This is a genomic window from Mesorhizobium sp. M0816, from assembly GCF_040320005.1.
Lineage (GTDB): Bacteria > Pseudomonadota > Alphaproteobacteria > Rhizobiales > Rhizobiaceae > Mesorhizobium.
On the sequence record NZ_JAMYOT010000003.1, the window covers coordinates 270034 to 287823 of the forward strand.

Sequence of the window (17790 nt, forward strand, 5' to 3'; positions counted from 1 at the left end):
CACTAGGATATGTCCTGCGCAAACCAGTCTTCAACGAAGCGCAGATAAATCTGCGTCAGCGTCTCGAGGTCGGCAATCGCCACGCGTTCGTCGACCATGTGCATGGTCTTGCCGACAAGGCCGAATTCGACCACCGGACAATAATCCTTGATGAAGCGGGCATCGGAGGTGCCGCCGGAGGTGGAGAGCGCCGGCTCTCTGCCGGTCACCGCCATGATCGAGCCGCCAAGCGTCTCGATCAACCTGTCGTCGCGTGTCAGGAAAACATGGCTCGGCCCGTCGCGCCAGACGATCTCGTAGTCGACCGGCGTCTTCTTGCCGGCGCGGTATTTCTTGCGTTTCGCCGCCCGGTCGAGGCGGTTGTGGATCTCGGCTTGGATCGTCTCGACGGTCCATGTGTCGTTGAAGCGAATATTGAAGGTAGCCGCCGCCTTCGCTGGGATGACGTTGGTGGCAGGGTTGCCAACATCGATGGAGGTGACCTCAAGATTGGTCGGCTGGAAATCCCTTGTTCCGTTGTCGAAGACGGGGTCAAGCAAGGCGTCGACCAGCGTCACCAGGCCGCGCACGGGATTGTCGGCTAGCTGCGGATAGGCGGCGTGTCCCTGGCGGCCGTTGACGACGACCGTGCCGGAGAGCGAGCCGCGCCGGCCGATCTTGATCATATCGCCGAGCGCGTCGGGATTGGTCGGCTCGCCGACGATCGCAGCATGCCATTTCTCACCCTTGACAGCCGCCCATTCGAGCAGTTTCGTCGTGCCGTTGATCGCCGGCCCTTCCTCGTCGCCGGTTATCAGCAGCGAGACCGAACCCTTCGGGCCGCCCTTCTGCGCAATATGTCGCCCTACCGCCGCGACGAAACAAGCAATGCCGCCCTTCATGTCGACGGCGCCGCGGCCGAACATCTCGCCATTGGCGATGTCGGCGGCAAAGGGCGGGTGCGTCCAGGCTGTTTCATCGCCCACCGGCACGACATCGGTATGGCCGGCAAACATCAGATGCGGGCCGTTGCCGGAACGCCGCGCGTAAAGGTTCTCTATGTCAGGTGTGCCGGATTCGGAAAACACCGGGCGCTCGACGGCAAAGCCGAGCGGCTTCAACATTTCTTCCAGCGCGCTCAGCGCACCGCCTTCGGCGGGCGTCACGGAAGCGCAGCGGATGAGAGCAGCCAGATTTCTGGTCGGATCGGTAGGCAGCGTCATGGGCAAAAGCGATAGTCGAAAGCGCAAGGCCTGTCACGGCCAGACATAAGGGCCAGCCATGCCGCCGACATTATGGTTTTCATGCCGTATAGTTGCGGCCAGGCCTCTCGACCAGGACAGGGCCATCGCATGATCACGCATGGCAGGACGATCGTAATCGCCGGTGCCGGCAGTATCGGATGCTACGCCGGCGGCTGCCTGATACTTGCCGGACGAAAGGTGGTTCTGCTGGCGCGGCCTCGCATCGAGAAGGCGCTGCAAAAAGGTGGATTGCGCATCACCGACCGTGATGGCCGCGACCGATCCGTCAAGCCGGAGGCATTGTCGGTCACCGCCGATCCGGCCGCGGCATTCCCCGGTGCCGATGTCATCCTGCTAACGGTCAAGAGCGGCGCGACGCAGGACATGGCCGGGCTTATTGCGGCCCATGCCCGACCGGATGCGGTGGTACTCAGTCTGCAGAACGGCGTCGACAATGCCGATAAGTTGCGAGCCCATCTCGCCGCCCGGCGGGTGCTCGCGGGCATGGTGCCGTTCAACGTGGTCCAATCGGCGGAGGGCGAATTGCCGCTTCGTCTGCACCGCGCCAGCGGCGGCAAGGTGATGATCGAACAGGGTCCGACAGGCCTTGACGAACTGCTTGACGTTGAGGGCTTTGCCGTTGCCACGCATGGTGACATCGAAGCGGTGCTATGGGGCAAGCTGCTGCTCAACCTCAACAACGCGCTGGTGGCGCTTTCCGGCCTGCCGCTGGCGGCAGAGCTTGCCGATCGCCGCTGGCGGCTGATCCTGGCCGGCCAGATCGACGAAGCATTGGCGGCAATGATGGCGACGGGCATCGAACCCGCTCGCATCGCCGGCCTGCGTCCCGCGCTGCTGCCGAAAGTGCTTCGCCTGCCCGACTGGCTGTTCAAGTTCTTGGCGCGGCGGATGCTTGCCATCGACCCTGCCGCGCGTTCGTCGATGTGGGATGACCTTCAGCGCCGCCGGCCGACGGAGATCGGCGAACTGCAAGGCGCGGTCCTGCGTTTGGCCGAAAAGGCCGGCACGCCGGCGCCGTTGCTGAAGCATGTTACGGCACTGGTGCGCGCGGCCGAGCAGAAGAGGCGCGGATCGCCCTGCCAGACGCCGGAAGCCGTTGTCGCGACCGTCAGATCGTAGCCCGCACAGGCGCCCAGTAACGGCCCTTGCCGGTGCGCTTGGCCTCGTAGAGCGCATGGTCGGAACAGGTGAGCAGGATTTCCGGATCGCCTCCGTCGGCGGGTGCGCATGCGCTGCCGACGCTCAAGCCGACATGGATGGCGGAGCCGACCCCGAGGTCGAAGGGGACCGAGACCTTTTCGATGGCCCGCTTTGCCAGGTAGGTGGCCTCGATCTCCGAGGTTGCGGGCAAAAGAATGACGAATTCGTCTCCGCCGATACGGAAGACCACGTCCCCCGGACGGAAGCCGCGCTTCAATCGTTCGGCCACCTTGCGCAGCAGCACGTCGCCGACGGCGTGGCCAAAACGGTCGTTGACCTGTTTGAAACCGTCGAGATCCATGCTGAGCACTGCAAACGGCTTGCCGCCATTGGCGGCCGGCGCCGCAAGGTCGCGGCACATGTCGCGCAATTTCTCCTGCAGGAAGATGCGGTTTGGCAGGCCGGTCAGCGCGTCCTTGATGGCCAGGTCGCGATTGTCCAGTTCGGCGCGGATCATGCGGGCATTGATTGCGTGGTTCTGAAGCAGCACGATGATGACGCCGGCCACATAGAACGGCGTTTGAATTCCGACGATCGGCATTCCGGGCGCCGCAGAAAACAATGCACCGACCACGTAAGGCAGGCTTACGGCCAACATGACGAATATGGCGAAGCGCGGGGTCGCCGCATTGCGTGACGACACCACGCCGACGACGCCTGCGACATTCAAGGCGGCAAGTACGGAAAGCGCCATATTCCCGCTGGCAACACAGCCATAGCAGCCGAGGCCGAAAACGACCGACCAGACGCCGCTGGCTGCCATCAGGCCCGCCAGCGGCCCTTTCGAGCCGCGCCTGCGGGCCTGCTCGCATTCCCGCATCAGCAGAACGCGGACGGTGAAAAGCATCAGGTCGGCGGCAATCCAGGCGTAGGGCCACCAATCCCCGGTGGCAAGAGCGGCGCTGACCGCAACCAACAGAACGCTGATGGTGCCGAACAGGACCGCGAATTTGCGCTCGAAGGTGGTGTCGAGAAGCCGGGCGCGGACAGCTTCCGGTTCCAATTTCATCGGCGAAGAGAACCAGGCAAACAGGCGAGCGGCGGCGCTCCACGTTTTGCGCGGCTCGTTGGTGGTCAGGGATAGGTCGCTTGCCAGTCGAGCGCTCCGTGCCGGTCGACACAGTCTTCGCCGGCATGCTGGGCCAGGGTGATTAACATTCGCTTAGAGCATCCGGCGCAAAACCGGGCTTTCGGAACTCCCCGTTCCGCCGCTCTGGAGCAATTCCAGGAAAAGTGTGAAGCGGTTTTCCGTCCGGAATTGCGTCAAAACAAAAAGATAGAGCGGTTCGGCGTTTCTGCGAAACGATGAACCGTTCTAGCGGATCTGCCGCCGGATGGCCGGTTTTAGCTTGCCGGCCCCGGTTGTCTGCGGACTGCAGGCCGACGCGGCGGACCCGGCTCGGGATAGGTCTTCGCCGCACGTGCCGGCTGCCCATGAGGGGTTTCGATCAGCGTGATCTTCTGCCAGATCTTTCGCGAGAGGCTCGAAGCCAGGTTCTCGATGTCGTTGACGCCGTCGATGACCACGGCGTCATTGACCGACTGCGCAAACAGCGCGGCGATCTTGCCGGTGATCGACAGCATCTCGGAGCAGTAGTCGAGATAGCGGGCAAGGTCGGCGGCGTTGGTGATGCGGGCTGGCGAATGCGCAGTCGGCTTGAAACTGGCTGAAAGCGTTGCCGGATCCTTGGTCAGCTGGTGCATGTCGATGACGTGGATCAGCGAACGCAGCCCGTGGAGCTGGCGAAACACCCGCTTGCGCTTGATCCGCTCCTCGGAGCGAATCAGGGCCAGAAAGCCCAGCACCGCGAGGATGATCATGTTGAGGGAGGCTTCGATGCCTTGCATCGACTGGAAGGCATCGTGGTTTCCCGAGATGCGGCCGAGCGGCAGGATTGTGCCGACGAACAGGAACATCAGCGCTCCGACGACGAAGGCGGCGATGATGAGGCCGCGCAGCCACCAGATCGGCGCCTCCAGCGCCTTGGCTGCCTTTGCCAGATCGCGCGACAGCGACACGAGCTCGGCGGCGACGCCGCGCAAGCCGGCATCGGGAAAACGCTCGGCGACGCGCTCTTCCAGCCGTTCGGCGGTTTCGAGGATCAGTTTCGAATCAAGCGAGCGGTAGCGCATGACGAAATATCCGATCGGCGCTCAGGGTTCGGCCGGTGCGTTGGTGCGCTTGCCGTAGCGGTTGGGTCCCGGCTGCCCGGGAAATAGGCAAAGCACGAGGAAAGCGATAATCGAGACAACCGGCACGAACAGCACCAGCGCCGCAACGCCCGGCTTGTCGAGGTCGTGCAACCGCTTCACCGCCAGCACCACGTTCGACCAAAGCGAGGCAATGAAGGCGATGAAGAAAATGAACGACCACATGTTGCTCTCGGTAGTGCCTTCCGGAACCAGCGTGAAACGGTAGAGTGGGAGGGCCTGTATGATGGCCACCAGCAGTCCTCCCAGAAAATAGGCCGCGCGGCTGACGCGGCCCGAAGTTCTGAAGAAAAGCCAGATGAGGTCTGATCTGTCAGGCAAGCGAATTCCGTCCGTATTCGTTGAGAAAGATCAATCGCGCAGCAATTCGTTGATCGATGTCTTGGAACGGGTTCTGGCGTCGACCCGCTTGACGATGACGGCGCAGTAGAGGCTGGGGCCGGGCTCGTTGTTTGGAAAAGGCTTGCCCGGCAGCGAGCCGGCGACGACGACGGAATTAGGCGGCACCTCGCCGTAGAAGATCTCGCCGGTGGCGCGGTCGACGATCTTGGTCGACTGGCCGATGAAGACGCCCATGCCGAGCACCGAGCCTTCGCGCACGATGCAGCCTTCGACCACTTCGGAACGGGCGCCGATGAAGCAATTGTCCTCGATGATGGTTGGGCCGGCCTGCATCGGCTCCAGCACACCGCCGATGCCGACGCCGCCCGACAGATGCACATTCTTGCCGATCTGGGCACAGGAGCCGACCGAAGCCCAGGTGTCGACCATGGTGCCGCTGTCGACATAGGCGCCGATATTGACGAAGGACGGCATCAGCACGGCGCCGGGCGCGACATAGGCGGAGCGGCGCACGATCGACGACGGCACGGCGCGGAAGCCCGCCTTCTCAAAATCGACGGCGCTCCAGCCGTCGAACTTCGAAGGCACCTTGTCCCACCATACCGCCTGACCGGGACCGCCCTTTATGATCTCCATCGGGGTGAGCCGGAACGACAGCAGCACCGCTTTCTTCAGCCACTGGTTGACGTGCCATTTGCCGTCGGCCTGCCGCTCGGCGACGCGGGCGACGCCCCGGTCGAGCAGGTCGAGCGCCGATTGGATGGCCTCGCGCGTCTCGCCGCGGGTTGCGGTCGAAATCGTGTCGCGTTCCTCGAAGGCGTTCTCGATAATCTCCTCGAGGCTCGCGAGATCGGGCTTCGACATGAATTCGCTCCATTACCAAGCTGTTAAGGGCCGGCGCCTTAACCTGTTTGAAAGTCGCGCGGACCCTATGTGAAGGCTTGGGGAGGGTCAATCGCGGCAGCGTCACGGGACGGCGCAGGTGAATGATTGGACGGGTAAAGCAAATATGACTCCCATGGAAAAGACGGGATGGACGCCGCTGCCGCATTCGGACGAGGATCTGGAGCGGTCGAGAAGCGTGCCGGACACGCCGCAAACGCGCGCGGAGACATACCGGCTGGCCTGGAACGATCCCGATTTCATGACGCGGCGCGAGTTGCGCGCGGTCAGGCTGCAGCTCGAACTGCTGAAACCGGAGATGATCCTGGCCGAGCGCGGCATCCAATCGACCGTCATCCTGTTCGGCGGCGCCCGCATTCCCGAGCCCGGCGGCGAAGCCTGGGCGGCCAAGAACGAGACGCAGAAGAAGAACCTCGAGCAAAACAGCAAATATTACGAGGAGGCGCGCAAATTCGCCCGCCTCTGCTCGCAGCAATCGGCCACCTCGTACTTTCGCGAATTCGTCGTGGTGACCGGCGGCGGGCCGGGCGTCATGGAGGCCGGCAATCGTGGCGCCGACGATGTTGGCGCGCCGTCGATCGGTCTCAACATCGTGCTGCCGCACGAGCAGGCGCCAAACGCCTACGTGACGCCGGAACTCTGCTTCAACTTCCACTATTTCGCGGTCCGCAAGATGCATTTCGTCATGCGTGCCAAGGCCGTTGCGGTATTTCCAGGCGGCTTCGGCACGATGGACGAGTTCTTCGAAACGCTGACCCTGATCCAGACCGGCCGCATGGAACGCGTGCCGGTCATCCTGTTCGGCAAGGCTTTCTGGGCAAGGGCGATCGACCTCGATTTCCTCGCCGAGCAAGGCACGATCACGCCCGGCGACCAGGATATCATCGATTTCGTCGACACTGCCGACGAGGCCTGGGGGATCGTCAGCCGCTTCTATAAACTTTGACATGCAAGCAAGGACTTGAAGCGCGCCGGCTGCCTCAAGCAGGGACTTCCACGATCGCCGTGAGAAAGCCGGCGAGGTCGTCGGTGACGAAGTCCACATCGTCCTCGTTGGCCGGGTCGCGTTCCCAGATTTCCGAGAAGGTCGGCTCGAAATTGCGCGGCACCACCAACACTGTGGTCATGCCCAGCGATTTCGGCACCGACAGGTTGCGGGCAAGATCTTCGAACATCACCGCATTTTGCCCGGTAACGGCGTGGAGTTCGGCAAATTTCTCATAGGATTGCCGCGCCGGCTTGGGGTTCAGTCCGGCTGCGACGATATCGAAAATATCATCGAAATGCTCGAGAATGCCCAACTGCCGCGCGGTGCGTTCGGCATGCCGGCGATCGCCATTGGTGAAGATGAATTTACGGCCGGGAAGCTGGCGAATGGCGGTGCCTAGGACGGGATCTGGAACCAGCCAGGAATAATCGATGTCGTGGACCTTCTCGAGAAAATCGTCGGGGTCGATGCCGTGGCGCGTCATCAATCCGTTCAGCGTCGTGCCATATTCGCGGTAGAGCTCCTTTTGCAGCTTGCGTGCTTCCTCGCGCGGCAGCGTCAGCAATTCTCCGACGTAGGCGGTCATCTTCACATCGATCTGCGAGAACAGATTCGAATGATGCGGATAAAGCGTGTTGTCGAGATCGAACACCCAGTCGGTGACATGGGCAAAGCGGGCGGGGTCGGGAAGTGTGGTCATACGTCCTTATGGCACGAAACGATCTTTCTAACAGGAGGTTTATCCACAACCTATGCGCGCCCTGGGTGGTAAAAATGGTGCCATGATTAAAATCTTAAGCATCGCCGAAAGGTGACATTCAGCGCTTTGTTGGAACCAAGACGGACCAGTGGGAGCAAGCGATGAATCGCATATTTCTAAAGTCTGCCGCCATCGCTTTCGCCTCCGTCGCGGTCTCGCTTTTGCTGACGCTGATCGTCGTGCCGGCAATGGGGTTTCCGATCAATCGCACCATCTGGCTGACATCCACCGTGTGCCCGCTCGCGCTTGCCTGGAGCGTCGGCGCCTATACGTTCTGGCAGGGCGAAAGGTTGCAGACCGCGCATCGCGAGCTCGCCCGCGCCCATGCCCAACTCGCCGCCGCGCACAGGCGTTTGGCGGAAAAGGCGAGCCGCGACGACATGACCGGCATGCTCAACCGCGAAAGTTTCTTTGCCGCTCTCGACGGCTCCCGGCGCAAATCCGATCGCGGGGCATTGCTGATCGTCGATGCCGACCATTTCAAGACCATCAACGACAGCTACGGCCATCTGATCGGCGACGATGCGCTGCTCCTGATCGCAAACGCGATAGAGCGTGGCGTGCGCAGCGGCGACGTGCTTGGCCGCATCGGCGGCGAGGAATTCTGCGCCCTTCTGATTGGTGCCACCGAACACGAGGCCAGGCGCGTCGCCGAGCGCATCCGGCGTGAAGTCGAGCGTATCCGTTTCCGGCCCGTCGACGAACGAACGGTTCCGCTGACAGTCAGTATTGGCGGCATCACCTGCGGCAGAGACGCCGCAGTGTCGGAGCTAATGCGCGCCGCCGACCAGCGGCTCTACGAGGCCAAGCATCGCGGCCGCAATCTGTCGATCATCGACCGCGATATTTCCGAAGCCGCCTGAGCTCGGCCCTAAGCCTTCTGCTGCATTCAACCGCGCCGCTGCCAGACTGTCAAAATCCGAAGATGGCGATGCGGAACAGCAGGGCGGCCGCCGCCACCGCCACCAGAGCGATGCCAAGGCCAATGGGAGAGCCCCAGCCATACCACTCCATCGCCAGCTTGGCATATTTGAACTCCTCGGCCGGTGTGAGTGGGCCGCGCGTCGGGGTCTGATTCATGTTTCACTCCTTGCAGGCTGCGACAGGCCTTGCCTTGCGCCTGATGCAGCATATTACTATAATGGACGTAATGTTAGGCAGATTGATAGTTAGATGGTCGAAATAAATTCGTCAAGCATGAATCGGGCCGACATGAAGACCGCCATCAGCCTTGCCATTATGGGCTGGCAGGACGCGACGCAGGCTTATGACGAGGCAGTGGGCGATAGGCTTGGGCTGAGTATGGCGGAACGCCATTGCCTGGCGCTGCTCTATGGCGGCCCGCGATCGGCTGGCGAGGTCGCGGCCGCAACAGGATTGACGCCGGCCGCGGTCACCGCGCTGATCGACCGGCTGGAGGCGCGCGGCCTGCTGACACGAACGCGCAGCCTTGAGGACAGGCGCAAGGTGGTCATAGAGGCGACGGAACTCACGCGAGAACTATCGACGCGCTATTATGGCGCGATCGCGCAGGAGGGGGAAAAGGTGATCGCCACATTCAGCGACACTGAGCTCGCCACGATCCTGCGCTTCGTCACGGCGTCCCTCGACCTTCAGCGCGACCAACTGGCCCGGCTGAAGGCCGAGGCGTTGGAAACAGCCGACAGCCTATAGGCTCGCCGGGTCGAGCGCTGGCTCGCCTTTGCGGCGCGCCACGATCGCCGCAAGATCGGCGGTCTCGAAAGCATCACGCAGGGCGTCGAACGACGGCAGCACGAAATAGGCGCGCTGGAACTTATCGATCTCGTAGCCGGTGCGCATTACGGTTTCCAGGTCGAAGGGGACATGGTGCGCCTCGCCGCCTTCGACCGCGAACTGAAGCTCGGTGAAGGATGACATCAGCCCGGCACCGAAAGCCTTCAGCGGCTGGCCCGGCTCGCGTATCAGCCCGTATTCGACGGTGTACCAGTAAAGCCTGGTGATCATCTCGTCGCCGCCGAGCGCAATCACGCTGTCGGCCTTTTTGCCATACATCTGCATGAAGTCGGCAAAGACCGGCTGCGTCAGGATCGGCACGTGACCGAAGAAATCGTGGAACATGTCGGGCTCGACGATGTAGTCGAGCTCCTTTTGGGTTCGCAGCCAGTTGGTGACCGGGAAGCGGCGGTTGGCGAGGTGGTCGAAGAACGGCTGGGCGGGGATGAGCCCCGGCACGGCGACGATCTCCCAGCCGGTGAGCTTGCGCAGCTTCTCGCTGACCGCACCGAAATCCGGGATCTTGTCGAGAAGGCCGAGCGCCGCAACGCCATCGAGATAGGAATGGTGGGCGAGCTTCCTGGTCAGCTTCGTCTGGCGGTCGCACAGCGTGCGCCACACCGCCTGTTCTTGGTCGCTATAATTGTAGCCCTGCGCCACGGTGAAATCGGCACGGCAGACCGAATAATCGCCGCGAAGGCCTCGCGCAGCGCATTCGCGGGCATAGTCGGCAACGTTCATTGTCATGGCTTGCTCTCCCTGGAAATCATGATCAGCGGATTGCCGGAAATTCTAGCGGGATGGCGCGAGGCAAATCAGCTTTGATGGTGGCTCAAATGCGGGGTTGGAGGTAAAAGACTCCACGGTCGAGCTTTGGGAGAGTGAAAATGCCTCAGTTTGATGAATTCGAGATCAAGATGCTCGACATCCTGCAACGCGACGGGCGCAAGCCGGTCTCCGAATTGGCGCAGGAGATTGGGCTGTCGACGACACCTTGCGCGCGGCGCTTCGAGGCCCTTCAGCAAGCGGGCATCATAAAGGGCTTTGCTGCGGTGCTCAGCCGCCGCGCCGTCGGGCTGATGGTCGAAGTGTTCATCCAGGTGCGCCTCGTAACCCACAGCGACGGCTCGCCCGAAACCTTTATCGCCGCCGTGCAACGCATGGACGAGGTGTCGTCGTGCTGGACGATGACTGGAGACTACGATTTCCTGCTGCATGTCATGGTGCCGTCGGTCGACGAGCTCAATGCCTTCGTCATGCACCGGCTGATGCGGCTCGAAGGCGTGCGCGACGTACACACGCAGCTTGTGCTGCAGAACATCAAGGGACCCGGCCATGTCCCGCTTGCACATCTCAGACGATAGGCATTTCTGCGGAAAAGCTGCACACAAACTGCTGAAGCGAGCCAATCTCCAGAGCTAGATCGCCGACTACGACATGCGGACCGCCATTGCATAAGGCCCGCCATGAAAATCGTCTTGATCAACCCGCCGCATACCGCCATCGGCAGCCGTGTGCCGGACGACCATCTGCCGCCGCTCGGCTTGCTGGCACTGGGCGGTCCGCTGATCGACGCGGGACATCAACTACGGCTTGTGGACGCCGAATTCGGGCCGATGGCGCTTGCCACGCTGGTCCGGGACGCCTTGAGCGACCATCCCGACTGCATTCTGATCGGCCATTCCGGCTCGACCTCTGCACATCCGACAGCCCTGCTGATCGCCGGCATGGTCAAGGACATCGAGCCAGCGACAATCCTGATTTATGGCGGCGTGTTTCCGACCTATCACTGGCGCGACATACTGGCCGAAACGCATGCCTTCGACTTCATCGTGCGCGGCGAGGGCGAGGCGACAATCGTCGCGCTGGTCGAAGCGCTTGAGAAACGCAAGCCGCTGTCGGACGTGGCGGGGATCGCTTTTCGTGACGATTTGCGCCAGCCCTTTGCCACCAAGCCGGCAAGAACGATCGCCAACCTCGACGTCTACCGCATCGGCTGGGAACTGATCGATTTCAGTCGCTACAGCTATTGGGGAGGCAAGCGTGCGGTGGTCATGCAGTTCTCGCGAGGCTGCCCACATCTGTGCAATTATTGCGGCCAGCGCGGCTTCTGGACGCGATGGCGGCATCGCGACCCCGTGAAGTTCGCGCAAGAGATCGCCTGGCTGCATCGCGAGCATGGCGTCGAGCTGATCAACCTCGCCGACGAGAACCCGACATCCTCCAAAAAAGCCTGGCGCGCCTTTCTCGATGCGATGATCGCCGAGAATGTGCCGGTACTGATCGTCGGCTCGACCCGCGCCGACGACATCGTCCGCGACGCCGACAGCCTGCATCTCTATCGCAAGGCCGGCGTCATCCGCTGGCTGCTTGGTATGGAAAACACCGACGAGCAGACGCTCCAGTTGATCCGCAAGGGCGGCAGCACCTCATCCGACCGCGAGGCGATACGGCTGCTGCGCCTCAACGGCATCTTGTCGATGGCGACCTGGGTGGCCGGTTTCGAGGACGAAAGTTTGCGCGACCTCTGGCGCGGCTTCCGCCAGCTGATCGCTTATGACCCCGACCAGATCCAGGCGCTCTATGTGACGCCGCATCGCTGGACGCCGTTCTTCAGGATTGCCAGGGACCGCAAGGTGATCCAGCTGGACGCCCGCCTGTGGGACTACAAGCATCAGGTCCTGCAGATGACCCGCCTCAAGCCGTGGATGTTGTTCTTCGCCGTTAAGCTGATCGAACTGGCCGTGCAGTCGCGGCCCAAGGCGCTGGCGCGCATCCTGTTCCACAAGGATCCGGAGCAACGGCATTCGATGCGCTGGTACACCAAAATGGGCCGCCGCGTCTGGTTCCGCGAAGTCTGGGGCTTTCTGGTCCGCGACCGCCGCCTGAAAAATGGCCCGACGCTCGCCGAATTCTGGGGCGCGCCGCAAGACGAGGAAGAGGAATCGATGGTTGTCGAACGCCTGTCGCGTCAGTCCGTGACCGCTATTTCGCCAAACGCTTGAGCCCCTCAGACACCCGGCCTCACGGCACGATCAGCGTGCCGGCGCCGTGTTCGGTGAACAGCTCGAGCAGCACCGCATGCGGCGTCTTGCCGTTGAGGATGACGACGCCTGCGACGCCGCGCTCGATTGCCTCGATGCAGGTCTCGACTTTGGGGATCATGCCGCCCGAGACAGTGCCGTCCTTGATCAGGGCCTTGGCCTCGGCCACGGTCAACTCGTCGATCAGCTTCTTGTCCTTGTCGAGCACGCCGGGCACGTCGGTAAGGAACAGCAGGCGCGTCGCCTGGCAGGCGCCGGCGATGGCGCCGGCAAACGTGTCGGCGTTGATATTGTAGGTATGGCCGTCGCGGCCGGGCGCCACCGGCGCCAGCACCGGGATCATTTCGGACCGCGCCAGGAGGTCGAGCAATGTGCGGTCGACCTCGACAGGCTCACCAACGAAGCCCAGGTCGAGCACCCGCTCGATGTTGGAATCCGGATCGATCATGGTCTTGCGCGCCTTTTCGGCAAACACCATGTTGCCGTCCTTGCCGCACAGGCCGATCGCCCACTCGCCCTCGGCATTGATCAGCGCGACGATCTCCTTGTTGATCGACCCGGCCAGCACCATCTCGACAATCTCGACGGTCTTCTGGTCGGTGACGCGCAAGCCGCCCTCGAATTTGGATTCGATGCCCATTTTGCTGAGCATGGCGCCGATCTGCGGCCCGCCGCCATGCACGACGATCGGGTTGACGCCGGATTGTTTCAAAAGTGCGATGTCGCGGGCGAAAGCCTTGCCGAGCGCGATGTCGCCCATCGCGTGGCCGCCATATTTCACCACGACCGTCTTGTTCTCGTAGCGCTGCATATAGGGCAGCGCCCTTGAAAGCAGCGCGGCCTGCATTTCGGCGGTGGCGGCGACATCCGTCATCGGCGTGGTTCCCAGCTTGGCATGAACGGCGGCGTCTTAGCGGGAATTGGACGAGGGAGCAAACGGCTTTGCTGTCACGATCGATCAAATCACCGCCTATGCCGGCCGCTGGAGCGGCGCCCGTCGGCCCAGCCAGCCCGAGATCCTTTCCATCTGCGCGGCGAACGACAAAAGCGTTTCCTCGTCGCCGGGGCGGCCGGCGGCCTGGACGCCGAGCGGCAGGCCGGCATCGGTGACGTAAACCGGCAGCGTGATCGACGGTTGCCCGCTGACGTTCTGGATCGCCGGCCAGTGGGTGAACCACAGGCTCTTGTCCATCAGCTGGCCGAATAGCGGCTTGAACTTCAGCAGGCCGGCGAGGCGCAGTCTGTCCAGGACATTCTCGATGAATTCGTCGGCGCCTTTCGGGTCCATGGTGCCGCAGGCGAGCGGCGGGTGCGCGATAACTGGCATCAGCACAGCATCATAGTGCGCGGTTTCGGCGATAAGCCGGCGCGAAGTGGCGTGCAGCCGCTGCAGGCCGGCATAGATTTCGCCGGCCGAGAGAATTTCACCGAACCGGCTCATCACGCGCGTGGCGCGTTCGATGTCGCCTGAGATGGAGCGGCCGACGCGCAAGGCCTCGCCACGCATCGTGCCGGCCACCGCCGCAGCGACGGTTCTGGCGAAATCGGCGATGAAATCGCGATCGATATAGGGCAGGTCGATCTCCTCGACGCTGTGTCCGCCTTCGCGCGCCAGCCCGATCGCCGCATCCAGAGCTTTCAACGTCTCTTCCGATATCGGCAGACCGAGCGGCGATTTTCGATAGAAGGCGAGCTTGAGCTTGCCCGGATCGCGCCCAGCCGCCGCAGTGAAACTGCCGTTCGGCGAGGGTGCCGCGTAGGGCGACAGCGGGTCAGGCCCGTGGGTCAGGTCGAGCAGCAGGGCCGTATCGCGCACCGAGCGGGCCAACGCATGGTCGACGACGAAGCCGTACCAGCTTTCGGTGACGAGCGGCGTCAAGGGTACGCGGCCGCGCGAGGTTTTCAGCCCGATCAGCCCGGTACAGGCCGCAGGCACCCTGATCGAGCCGCCGCCATCCGACGCATGCGCCATCGGCACGACGCCGGCCGCGACCAGCGCAGCCGCACCGCCCGAGGAACCGCCGGTCGTGTGCGCGGTGTTCCATGGATTGCGGGTGACGCCGTAAGCCACCGATTCGGTCACCAGCCTCAGCCCGTGTTCGGGTGCGGTGCTGGTGGCGATCGGGATCAGGCCGGCGGCCAGATAGCGTTCCGTCATCACCGAGCTGAAATCGGGGGTGAAAGCTGGGATGCGGCTGCCGCCATGCGTCGGCACGCCCTTCATGGCGATGCCGAGGTCCTTCAGCGCAAAGGGCACTCCGGCAAACGGCAGCTTGTGGTCGACGGTTTTCGCTCGCGCCCGCGCCGCCTCAAAAAGCGGTTCGGCGATGGCGTTGATCTCCGGCAGGGTGGCCTCGGCCCGGGCGATCGCCGCATCGACGAGATCTTGCGGTGTGATCTCTCCCTTGTGCACGAGTGCGGCCTGGCCGGTTGCGTCATGCTCCCACAGAATCCGCTCGATCGACATGGTCGCCCTCCCGCTCATTGCAAGCTAGCGGGCGGCGATTTCATTGGCAATCGACGCTGGCGTTGGCGGTGCGCAAGACCATTTCAGTCGTTGCAAATACATTGCAATCGCCTAATTTGGCGGCGGATGACGCCGCAGGACATCAGCAACCTGATTGTCCGGACTTCGATGAAGGACCGGGCTGCGTTCGATCTGCTCTACCGGCAGACCAGCGCGAAACTTTTCGGCGTCTGCCTTCGTGTATTGAAGGATCGGGGAGATGCAGAAGAAGCGCTTCAAGAGGTCTTCGTCAAGATATGGACGAAGGCGGACCGTTTCGCCGTTTCGGATCTGAGCCCGATCTCCTGGCTGGTGGCCATTGCGCGCAATCATGCGATCGATCGGATCAGGGCGCGGCGAGAGCCTGCCGCCTATATCGATGCCGCGCTCGACGTGGCCGATCCGGCGCCGGGGCCGGAGGCCATGGCCGTGGCGGGCGGTGAGTCCGAACGCATTTACCATTGTCTCAAGGAATTGGAGAAGGACCGGGCGGCGGCCGTCCGGGGCGCCTATCTGGATGGCAAAAGCTATGCCGAACTGGCGGAGCGCTATGGCGTACCGCTGAACACGATGCGGACCTGGCTGCGGCGCAGCCTGTTGAAACTGAGAGAATGCCTGGAAAGATGACGCTGGCTGACGACAATGGACCGGAACGTGGGGGCGACGACCTGTTCGCCGCCGAATACGTTCTTGGCGTTCTGGCCGCCGATGAACGCGAGATCGCGTCGCGCCGCATCGATGCGGACGCCGCCTTCGCGCGCCTTGTCGATGCCTGGGAGGCGCATCTTTCGCCGATGGCCGCCGCCTATCCGGAGACAGAGCCTCCGATCAGGGTCAAGGAAGCATTGGACCGCCGGCTGTTCGCTGCAGAGCCGCGCGCCGGCCTGTGGTCGAGCCTTGGCTTCTGGCGCGGTCTTGCCGCCGCCATTGCGGCGCTGGCGATCTACATCGCCGTGCCTTACTTCCGCCCGTCCACCGAACCGCCGCAGGCGCGGCTTGTCGCCTCGCTGGCGGCCGAAGGCAGCGACGTCAAATATCTCGTCGTCTACGATGCCGCCCGTCACGAGGTCGGTCTTTCCCACGTTTCCGGCGAGCGGGCCGCCGGCAAGGACTTCGAGCTGTGGATGATCGAAGGCAAGAAGGCGCCGGTGTCGATGGGCGTCATCCCGGCCGGTGCGACCGCGCATTTGGCCATCCCGCCCGCCGTCCAGGAGAAATTGGCGCAAGGCGCCGTGCTTGCGGTCAGCGTTGAGCCTGCCGGCGGTTCACCGACCGGCCAGCCGACTGGACCGGTGGTCGCAGCGGGCGATCTGAAGAGCATCTGACCGCTTCTCATCTCCGGAAGCAGACCTGAAATCTATCTCCCGCGATTTAAACGCATGCAAAGCTTGTTGGCGGCTGTCGATCCGCGCCGGGCAAATTGCAGCGACAAATATTTTTTGCGGAGAGGGCGAAACTCCAGCATTTCTATCGCGTATCTCCTTGCGTTCCCAAATGAGGGGAACGATAACCCGAGGAGATTGAAATCATGCGTAAATTCGCCACCATTTTGCTTGCCGGCACGGTCGCCATTTCCGCGCTCGCCACCATTGCCTATGCTCAAAATCCGATGGTCGGCGGCGCCGCCATGTATGCCCAGAAAAACATCGTCGAAAATGCTGTCAACTCGAAGGACCACACGACGCTGGTCGCTGCCGTCAAGGCAGGCGGCCTGGTCGATACGCTGCAAAGCGCTGGCCCCTTCACTGTGTTCGCGCCGACCAACGAGGCCTTTGCGGCACTTCCAGCCGGCACGGTGGAGACGCTGCTCAGGCCTGAAAACAAGGACAAGCTCGTCAAGATCCTGACTTGCCATGTCATCGGCGCCAAAGCGATGGCCGCCGACGTGGCCAAGATGGTGAAGAACGACGGCGGCACCCACAAGGTCAAGACGGTCGGTGGTTGCGAACTGTCGCTCAAGGCCGACGGCGGCAAGGTCACCGTGACCGACGAGAACGGCAACGTCGCCAATGTGACGATCGCCGATGTCGAGCAGTCCAACGGCGTCATCCACGTCGTCGACAAGGTTCTCCTGCCGAAGATGTAACAAACGCACGCTGCCGGCGAAGATATCGCTAAGGGCCTCCCTGCGCACACTCCGCGCCGTTCACGCAAGATGTGGATAGGCGCGGAGTCCCGCTTTGAGGACAGCGATCGTCACCGGCTTTTGATTTCCGTGTGGCGGTCGAATTTGGCACAAGCAATGACAGGAGGAATGGCCATGAACCGTCGCGAGCTTCTTTTGAGTGGTGCGGCAGCCATTGGCGTTGTCGCAGGCGCCACCGCGCTGCGCATGGGCGGAGCCCAGGATGCAGGCGCGGCTGAGACTTTCGAGGTTACCAAGACCGAAGCCGAGTGGCGCGCCATCCTGTCCGACGCGGCCTTCAATGTGCTGCGCAAGGAGGGCACGGAATACCCGGGCACCAGTCCGCTGCTCAACGAGCACCGCAAAGGCATCTTCGCTTGCGCCGGCTGCGGCCTGCCGGTCTATTCGTCAGAGACCAAGTTCGATTCCGGCACAGGCTGGCCGAGCTTCTGGCAGGAAATCCCGAATTCCGTCGGCAAGACCGTGGACAGGTCTTTGGGCATGACCCGCACGGAGGTCCATTGTCGCCGCTGCGGCGGCCATCTCGGCCACGTATTCGACGACGGTCCGCCGCCGACCGGGTTGCGACACTGCATCAATGGCGTTGCCTTGACCTTCAAGCCGGCGACGGCGTGAGGACGGCTGCGACCCTGACTTTGTCGGAGCGCGAGAGGACTTCGTAATGGTTGATTTTGCGCATGACCCCGAAAAT

The 17790-nt window shown here is 62.7% G+C and carries 20 protein-coding genes; 10 read left to right on the plus strand and 10 right to left on the minus strand.

The window, feature by feature from the left end; all coding sequences use genetic code 11:
• Positions 1-2 precede the first annotated feature (2 nt).
• Positions 3-1202 (minus strand): succinyl-diaminopimelate desuccinylase, encoded by a 1200-nt coding sequence (gene dapE, locus NKI17_RS05710; RefSeq protein ID WP_352568525.1) that lies wholly within the window; start codon positions 1200-1202, stop codon positions 3-5.
• 129 nt (positions 1203-1331) lie between these two features.
• Here dapE and NKI17_RS05715 point away from each other — a divergent pair, with 129 nt between their 5' ends.
• Entirely contained in the window at positions 1332-2363 is a 1032-nt protein-coding gene (locus NKI17_RS05715; RefSeq protein WP_352568524.1) for a 2-dehydropantoate 2-reductase, read from the plus strand.
• On the opposite strand, the gene NKI17_RS05720 is transcribed toward NKI17_RS05715, so the two are convergent.
• From NKI17_RS05720 to dapD, 4 genes are all read right to left on the minus strand, one after another.
• Positions 2353-3453 (minus strand): GGDEF domain-containing protein, encoded by a 1101-nt coding sequence (locus tag NKI17_RS05720; protein ID WP_023677471.1) that lies wholly within the window; start codon positions 3451-3453, stop codon positions 2353-2355. The genes NKI17_RS05715 and NKI17_RS05720 overlap by 11 nt on opposite strands.
• A gap of 335 nt (positions 3454-3788) precedes the next feature.
• Positions 3789-4577, minus strand: a complete 789-nt coding sequence (locus NKI17_RS05725) for a hypothetical protein (protein ID WP_352568523.1) — start codon at positions 4575-4577, stop codon at positions 3789-3791.
• Between the two features lie 21 nt (positions 4578-4598).
• Entirely contained in the window at positions 4599-4976 is a 378-nt protein-coding gene (locus NKI17_RS05730) for a DUF805 domain-containing protein (RefSeq protein WP_023677473.1), read from the minus strand.
• 30 nt (positions 4977-5006) lie between these two features.
• Positions 5007-5861, minus strand: coding sequence for a 2,3,4,5-tetrahydropyridine-2,6-dicarboxylate N-succinyltransferase (gene dapD, locus NKI17_RS05735; protein ID WP_352620596.1), 855 nt, complete (start codon positions 5859-5861; stop codon positions 5007-5009).
• A 145-nt stretch (positions 5862-6006) separates the two neighbouring features.
• On the opposite strand from dapD, the gene NKI17_RS05740 reads away from it, so the two are divergent.
• On the plus strand, positions 6007-6846 hold the full coding sequence (locus tag NKI17_RS05740; RefSeq protein ID WP_352568521.1) for an LOG family protein: 840 nt from the start codon (positions 6007-6009) through the stop codon (positions 6844-6846).
• Positions 6847-6880: 34 nt separating this feature from the next.
• On the opposite strand, the gene NKI17_RS05745 is transcribed toward NKI17_RS05740, so the two are convergent.
• The gene (locus tag NKI17_RS05745) at positions 6881-7588 is read right to left on the minus strand and encodes a pyrimidine 5'-nucleotidase (protein WP_023677476.1); all 708 of its coding nucleotides are present in this window, start codon (positions 7586-7588) and stop codon (positions 6881-6883) included.
• A 161-nt stretch (positions 7589-7749) separates the two neighbouring features.
• Between NKI17_RS05745 and NKI17_RS05750 the strand changes: the two genes are divergently transcribed.
• Positions 7750-8511 (plus strand): GGDEF domain-containing protein, encoded by a 762-nt coding sequence (locus NKI17_RS05750; RefSeq protein ID WP_352568520.1) that lies wholly within the window; start codon positions 7750-7752, stop codon positions 8509-8511.
• A gap of 49 nt (positions 8512-8560) precedes the next feature.
• On the opposite strand, the gene NKI17_RS05755 is transcribed toward NKI17_RS05750, so the two are convergent.
• Positions 8561-8728, minus strand: a complete 168-nt coding sequence (locus NKI17_RS05755) for a hypothetical protein (protein ID WP_352455979.1) — start codon at positions 8726-8728, stop codon at positions 8561-8563.
• A gap of 93 nt (positions 8729-8821) precedes the next feature.
• On the opposite strand from NKI17_RS05755, the gene NKI17_RS05760 reads away from it, so the two are divergent.
• Entirely contained in the window at positions 8822-9322 is a 501-nt protein-coding gene (locus NKI17_RS05760; RefSeq protein WP_023677479.1) for a MarR family winged helix-turn-helix transcriptional regulator, read from the plus strand.
• On the opposite strand, the gene phhA is transcribed toward NKI17_RS05760, so the two are convergent.
• Positions 9317-10150 (minus strand): phenylalanine 4-monooxygenase, encoded by an 834-nt coding sequence (phhA, locus tag NKI17_RS05765; RefSeq protein ID WP_023677480.1) that lies wholly within the window; start codon positions 10148-10150, stop codon positions 9317-9319. The two genes, NKI17_RS05760 and phhA, sit on opposite strands and share 6 nt — an antisense overlap.
• Positions 10151-10290: 140 nt before the next feature.
• Here phhA and NKI17_RS05770 point away from each other — a divergent pair, with 140 nt between their 5' ends.
• Positions 10291-10767, plus strand: coding sequence for an Lrp/AsnC family transcriptional regulator (locus tag NKI17_RS05770; protein ID WP_023677481.1), 477 nt, complete (start codon positions 10291-10293; stop codon positions 10765-10767).
• Positions 10768-10869: 102 nt separating this feature from the next.
• The gene (bchE, locus tag NKI17_RS05775; protein ID WP_352905513.1) at positions 10870-12408 is read left to right on the plus strand and encodes a magnesium-protoporphyrin IX monomethyl ester anaerobic oxidative cyclase; all 1539 of its coding nucleotides are present in this window, start codon (positions 10870-10872) and stop codon (positions 12406-12408) included.
• 19 nt (positions 12409-12427) lie between these two features.
• Here bchE and argB read toward each other — a convergent pair whose 3' ends face one another.
• Complete coding sequence (argB, locus tag NKI17_RS05780) at positions 12428-13321, minus strand: acetylglutamate kinase (RefSeq protein ID WP_023677482.1); 894 nt, start codon at positions 13319-13321, stop codon at positions 12428-12430.
• A gap of 96 nt (positions 13322-13417) precedes the next feature.
• Positions 13418-14914, minus strand: a complete 1497-nt coding sequence (locus NKI17_RS05785) for an amidase (protein ID WP_352905514.1) — start codon at positions 14912-14914, stop codon at positions 13418-13420.
• Between the two features lie 126 nt (positions 14915-15040).
• Here NKI17_RS05785 and NKI17_RS05790 point away from each other — a divergent pair, with 126 nt between their 5' ends.
• From NKI17_RS05790 to msrB, 4 genes are all read left to right on the plus strand, one after another.
• Entirely contained in the window at positions 15041-15580 is a 540-nt protein-coding gene (locus tag NKI17_RS05790) for a sigma-70 family RNA polymerase sigma factor (protein ID WP_023677484.1), read from the plus strand.
• Entirely contained in the window at positions 15577-16278 is a 702-nt protein-coding gene (locus NKI17_RS05795) for an anti-sigma factor (protein WP_352905542.1), read from the plus strand. Before NKI17_RS05790 ends, NKI17_RS05795 begins: the two co-directional genes overlap by 4 nt.
• 203 nt (positions 16279-16481) lie before the next feature.
• Positions 16482-17039 (plus strand): fasciclin domain-containing protein, encoded by a 558-nt coding sequence (locus tag NKI17_RS05800; protein WP_352588546.1) that lies wholly within the window; start codon positions 16482-16484, stop codon positions 17037-17039.
• Between the two features lie 174 nt (positions 17040-17213).
• Positions 17214-17714: a peptide-methionine (R)-S-oxide reductase MsrB gene (gene msrB / locus NKI17_RS05805; protein WP_352588543.1), complete on the plus strand. Its 501-nt coding sequence runs from the start codon at positions 17214-17216 to the stop codon at positions 17712-17714.
• The last annotated feature ends 76 nt before the right edge of the window (positions 17715-17790 follow it).

Bases quoted from the DNA above. Each gene is read 5' to 3' on its own strand.
- NKI17_RS05770 (WP_023677481.1), top strand. From the start codon at position 10,291: ATGCCTCAGTTTGATGAATTCGAGATCAAGATGCTCGACATCCTGCAA.
- NKI17_RS05745 (WP_023677476.1), bottom strand. From the start codon at position 7,588: ATGACCACACTTCCCGACCCCGCCCGCTTTGCCCATGTCACCGACTGG.
- NKI17_RS05755 (WP_352455979.1), bottom strand. From the start codon at position 8,728: ATGAATCAGACCCCGACGCGCGGCCCACTCACACCGGCCGAGGAGTTC.
- dapD (WP_352620596.1), bottom strand. From the start codon at position 5,861: ATGTCGAAGCCCGATCTCGCGAGCCTCGAGGAGATTATCGAGAACGCC.
- NKI17_RS05785 (WP_352905514.1), bottom strand. From the start codon at position 14,914: ATGTCGATCGAGCGGATTCTGTGGGAGCATGACGCAACCGGCCAGGCC.
- NKI17_RS05760 (WP_023677479.1), top strand. From the start codon at position 8,822: ATGGTCGAAATAAATTCGTCAAGCATGAATCGGGCCGACATGAAGACC.
- NKI17_RS05790 (WP_023677484.1), top strand. From the start codon at position 15,041: ATGACGCCGCAGGACATCAGCAACCTGATTGTCCGGACTTCGATGAAG.
- NKI17_RS05715 (WP_352568524.1), top strand. From the start codon at position 1,332: ATGATCACGCATGGCAGGACGATCGTAATCGCCGGTGCCGGCAGTATC.
- NKI17_RS05720 (WP_023677471.1), bottom strand. From the start codon at position 3,453: ATGAAATTGGAACCGGAAGCTGTCCGCGCCCGGCTTCTCGACACCACC.
- NKI17_RS05795 (WP_352905542.1), top strand. From the start codon at position 15,577: ATGACGCTGGCTGACGACAATGGACCGGAACGTGGGGGCGACGACCTG.
- phhA (WP_023677480.1), bottom strand. From the start codon at position 10,150: ATGACAATGAACGTTGCCGACTATGCCCGCGAATGCGCTGCGCGAGGC.
- msrB (WP_352588543.1), top strand. From the start codon at position 17,214: ATGAACCGTCGCGAGCTTCTTTTGAGTGGTGCGGCAGCCATTGGCGTT.
- NKI17_RS05740 (WP_352568521.1), top strand. From the start codon at position 6,007: ATGACTCCCATGGAAAAGACGGGATGGACGCCGCTGCCGCATTCGGAC.
- NKI17_RS05725 (WP_352568523.1), bottom strand. From the start codon at position 4,577: ATGCGCTACCGCTCGCTTGATTCGAAACTGATCCTCGAAACCGCCGAA.
- argB (WP_023677482.1), bottom strand. From the start codon at position 13,321: ATGACGGATGTCGCCGCCACCGCCGAAATGCAGGCCGCGCTGCTTTCA.
- dapE (WP_352568525.1), bottom strand. From the start codon at position 1,202: ATGACGCTGCCTACCGATCCGACCAGAAATCTGGCTGCTCTCATCCGC.
- NKI17_RS05800 (WP_352588546.1), top strand. From the start codon at position 16,482: ATGCGTAAATTCGCCACCATTTTGCTTGCCGGCACGGTCGCCATTTCC.
- bchE (WP_352905513.1), top strand. From the start codon at position 10,870: ATGAAAATCGTCTTGATCAACCCGCCGCATACCGCCATCGGCAGCCGT.
- NKI17_RS05750 (WP_352568520.1), top strand. From the start codon at position 7,750: ATGAATCGCATATTTCTAAAGTCTGCCGCCATCGCTTTCGCCTCCGTC.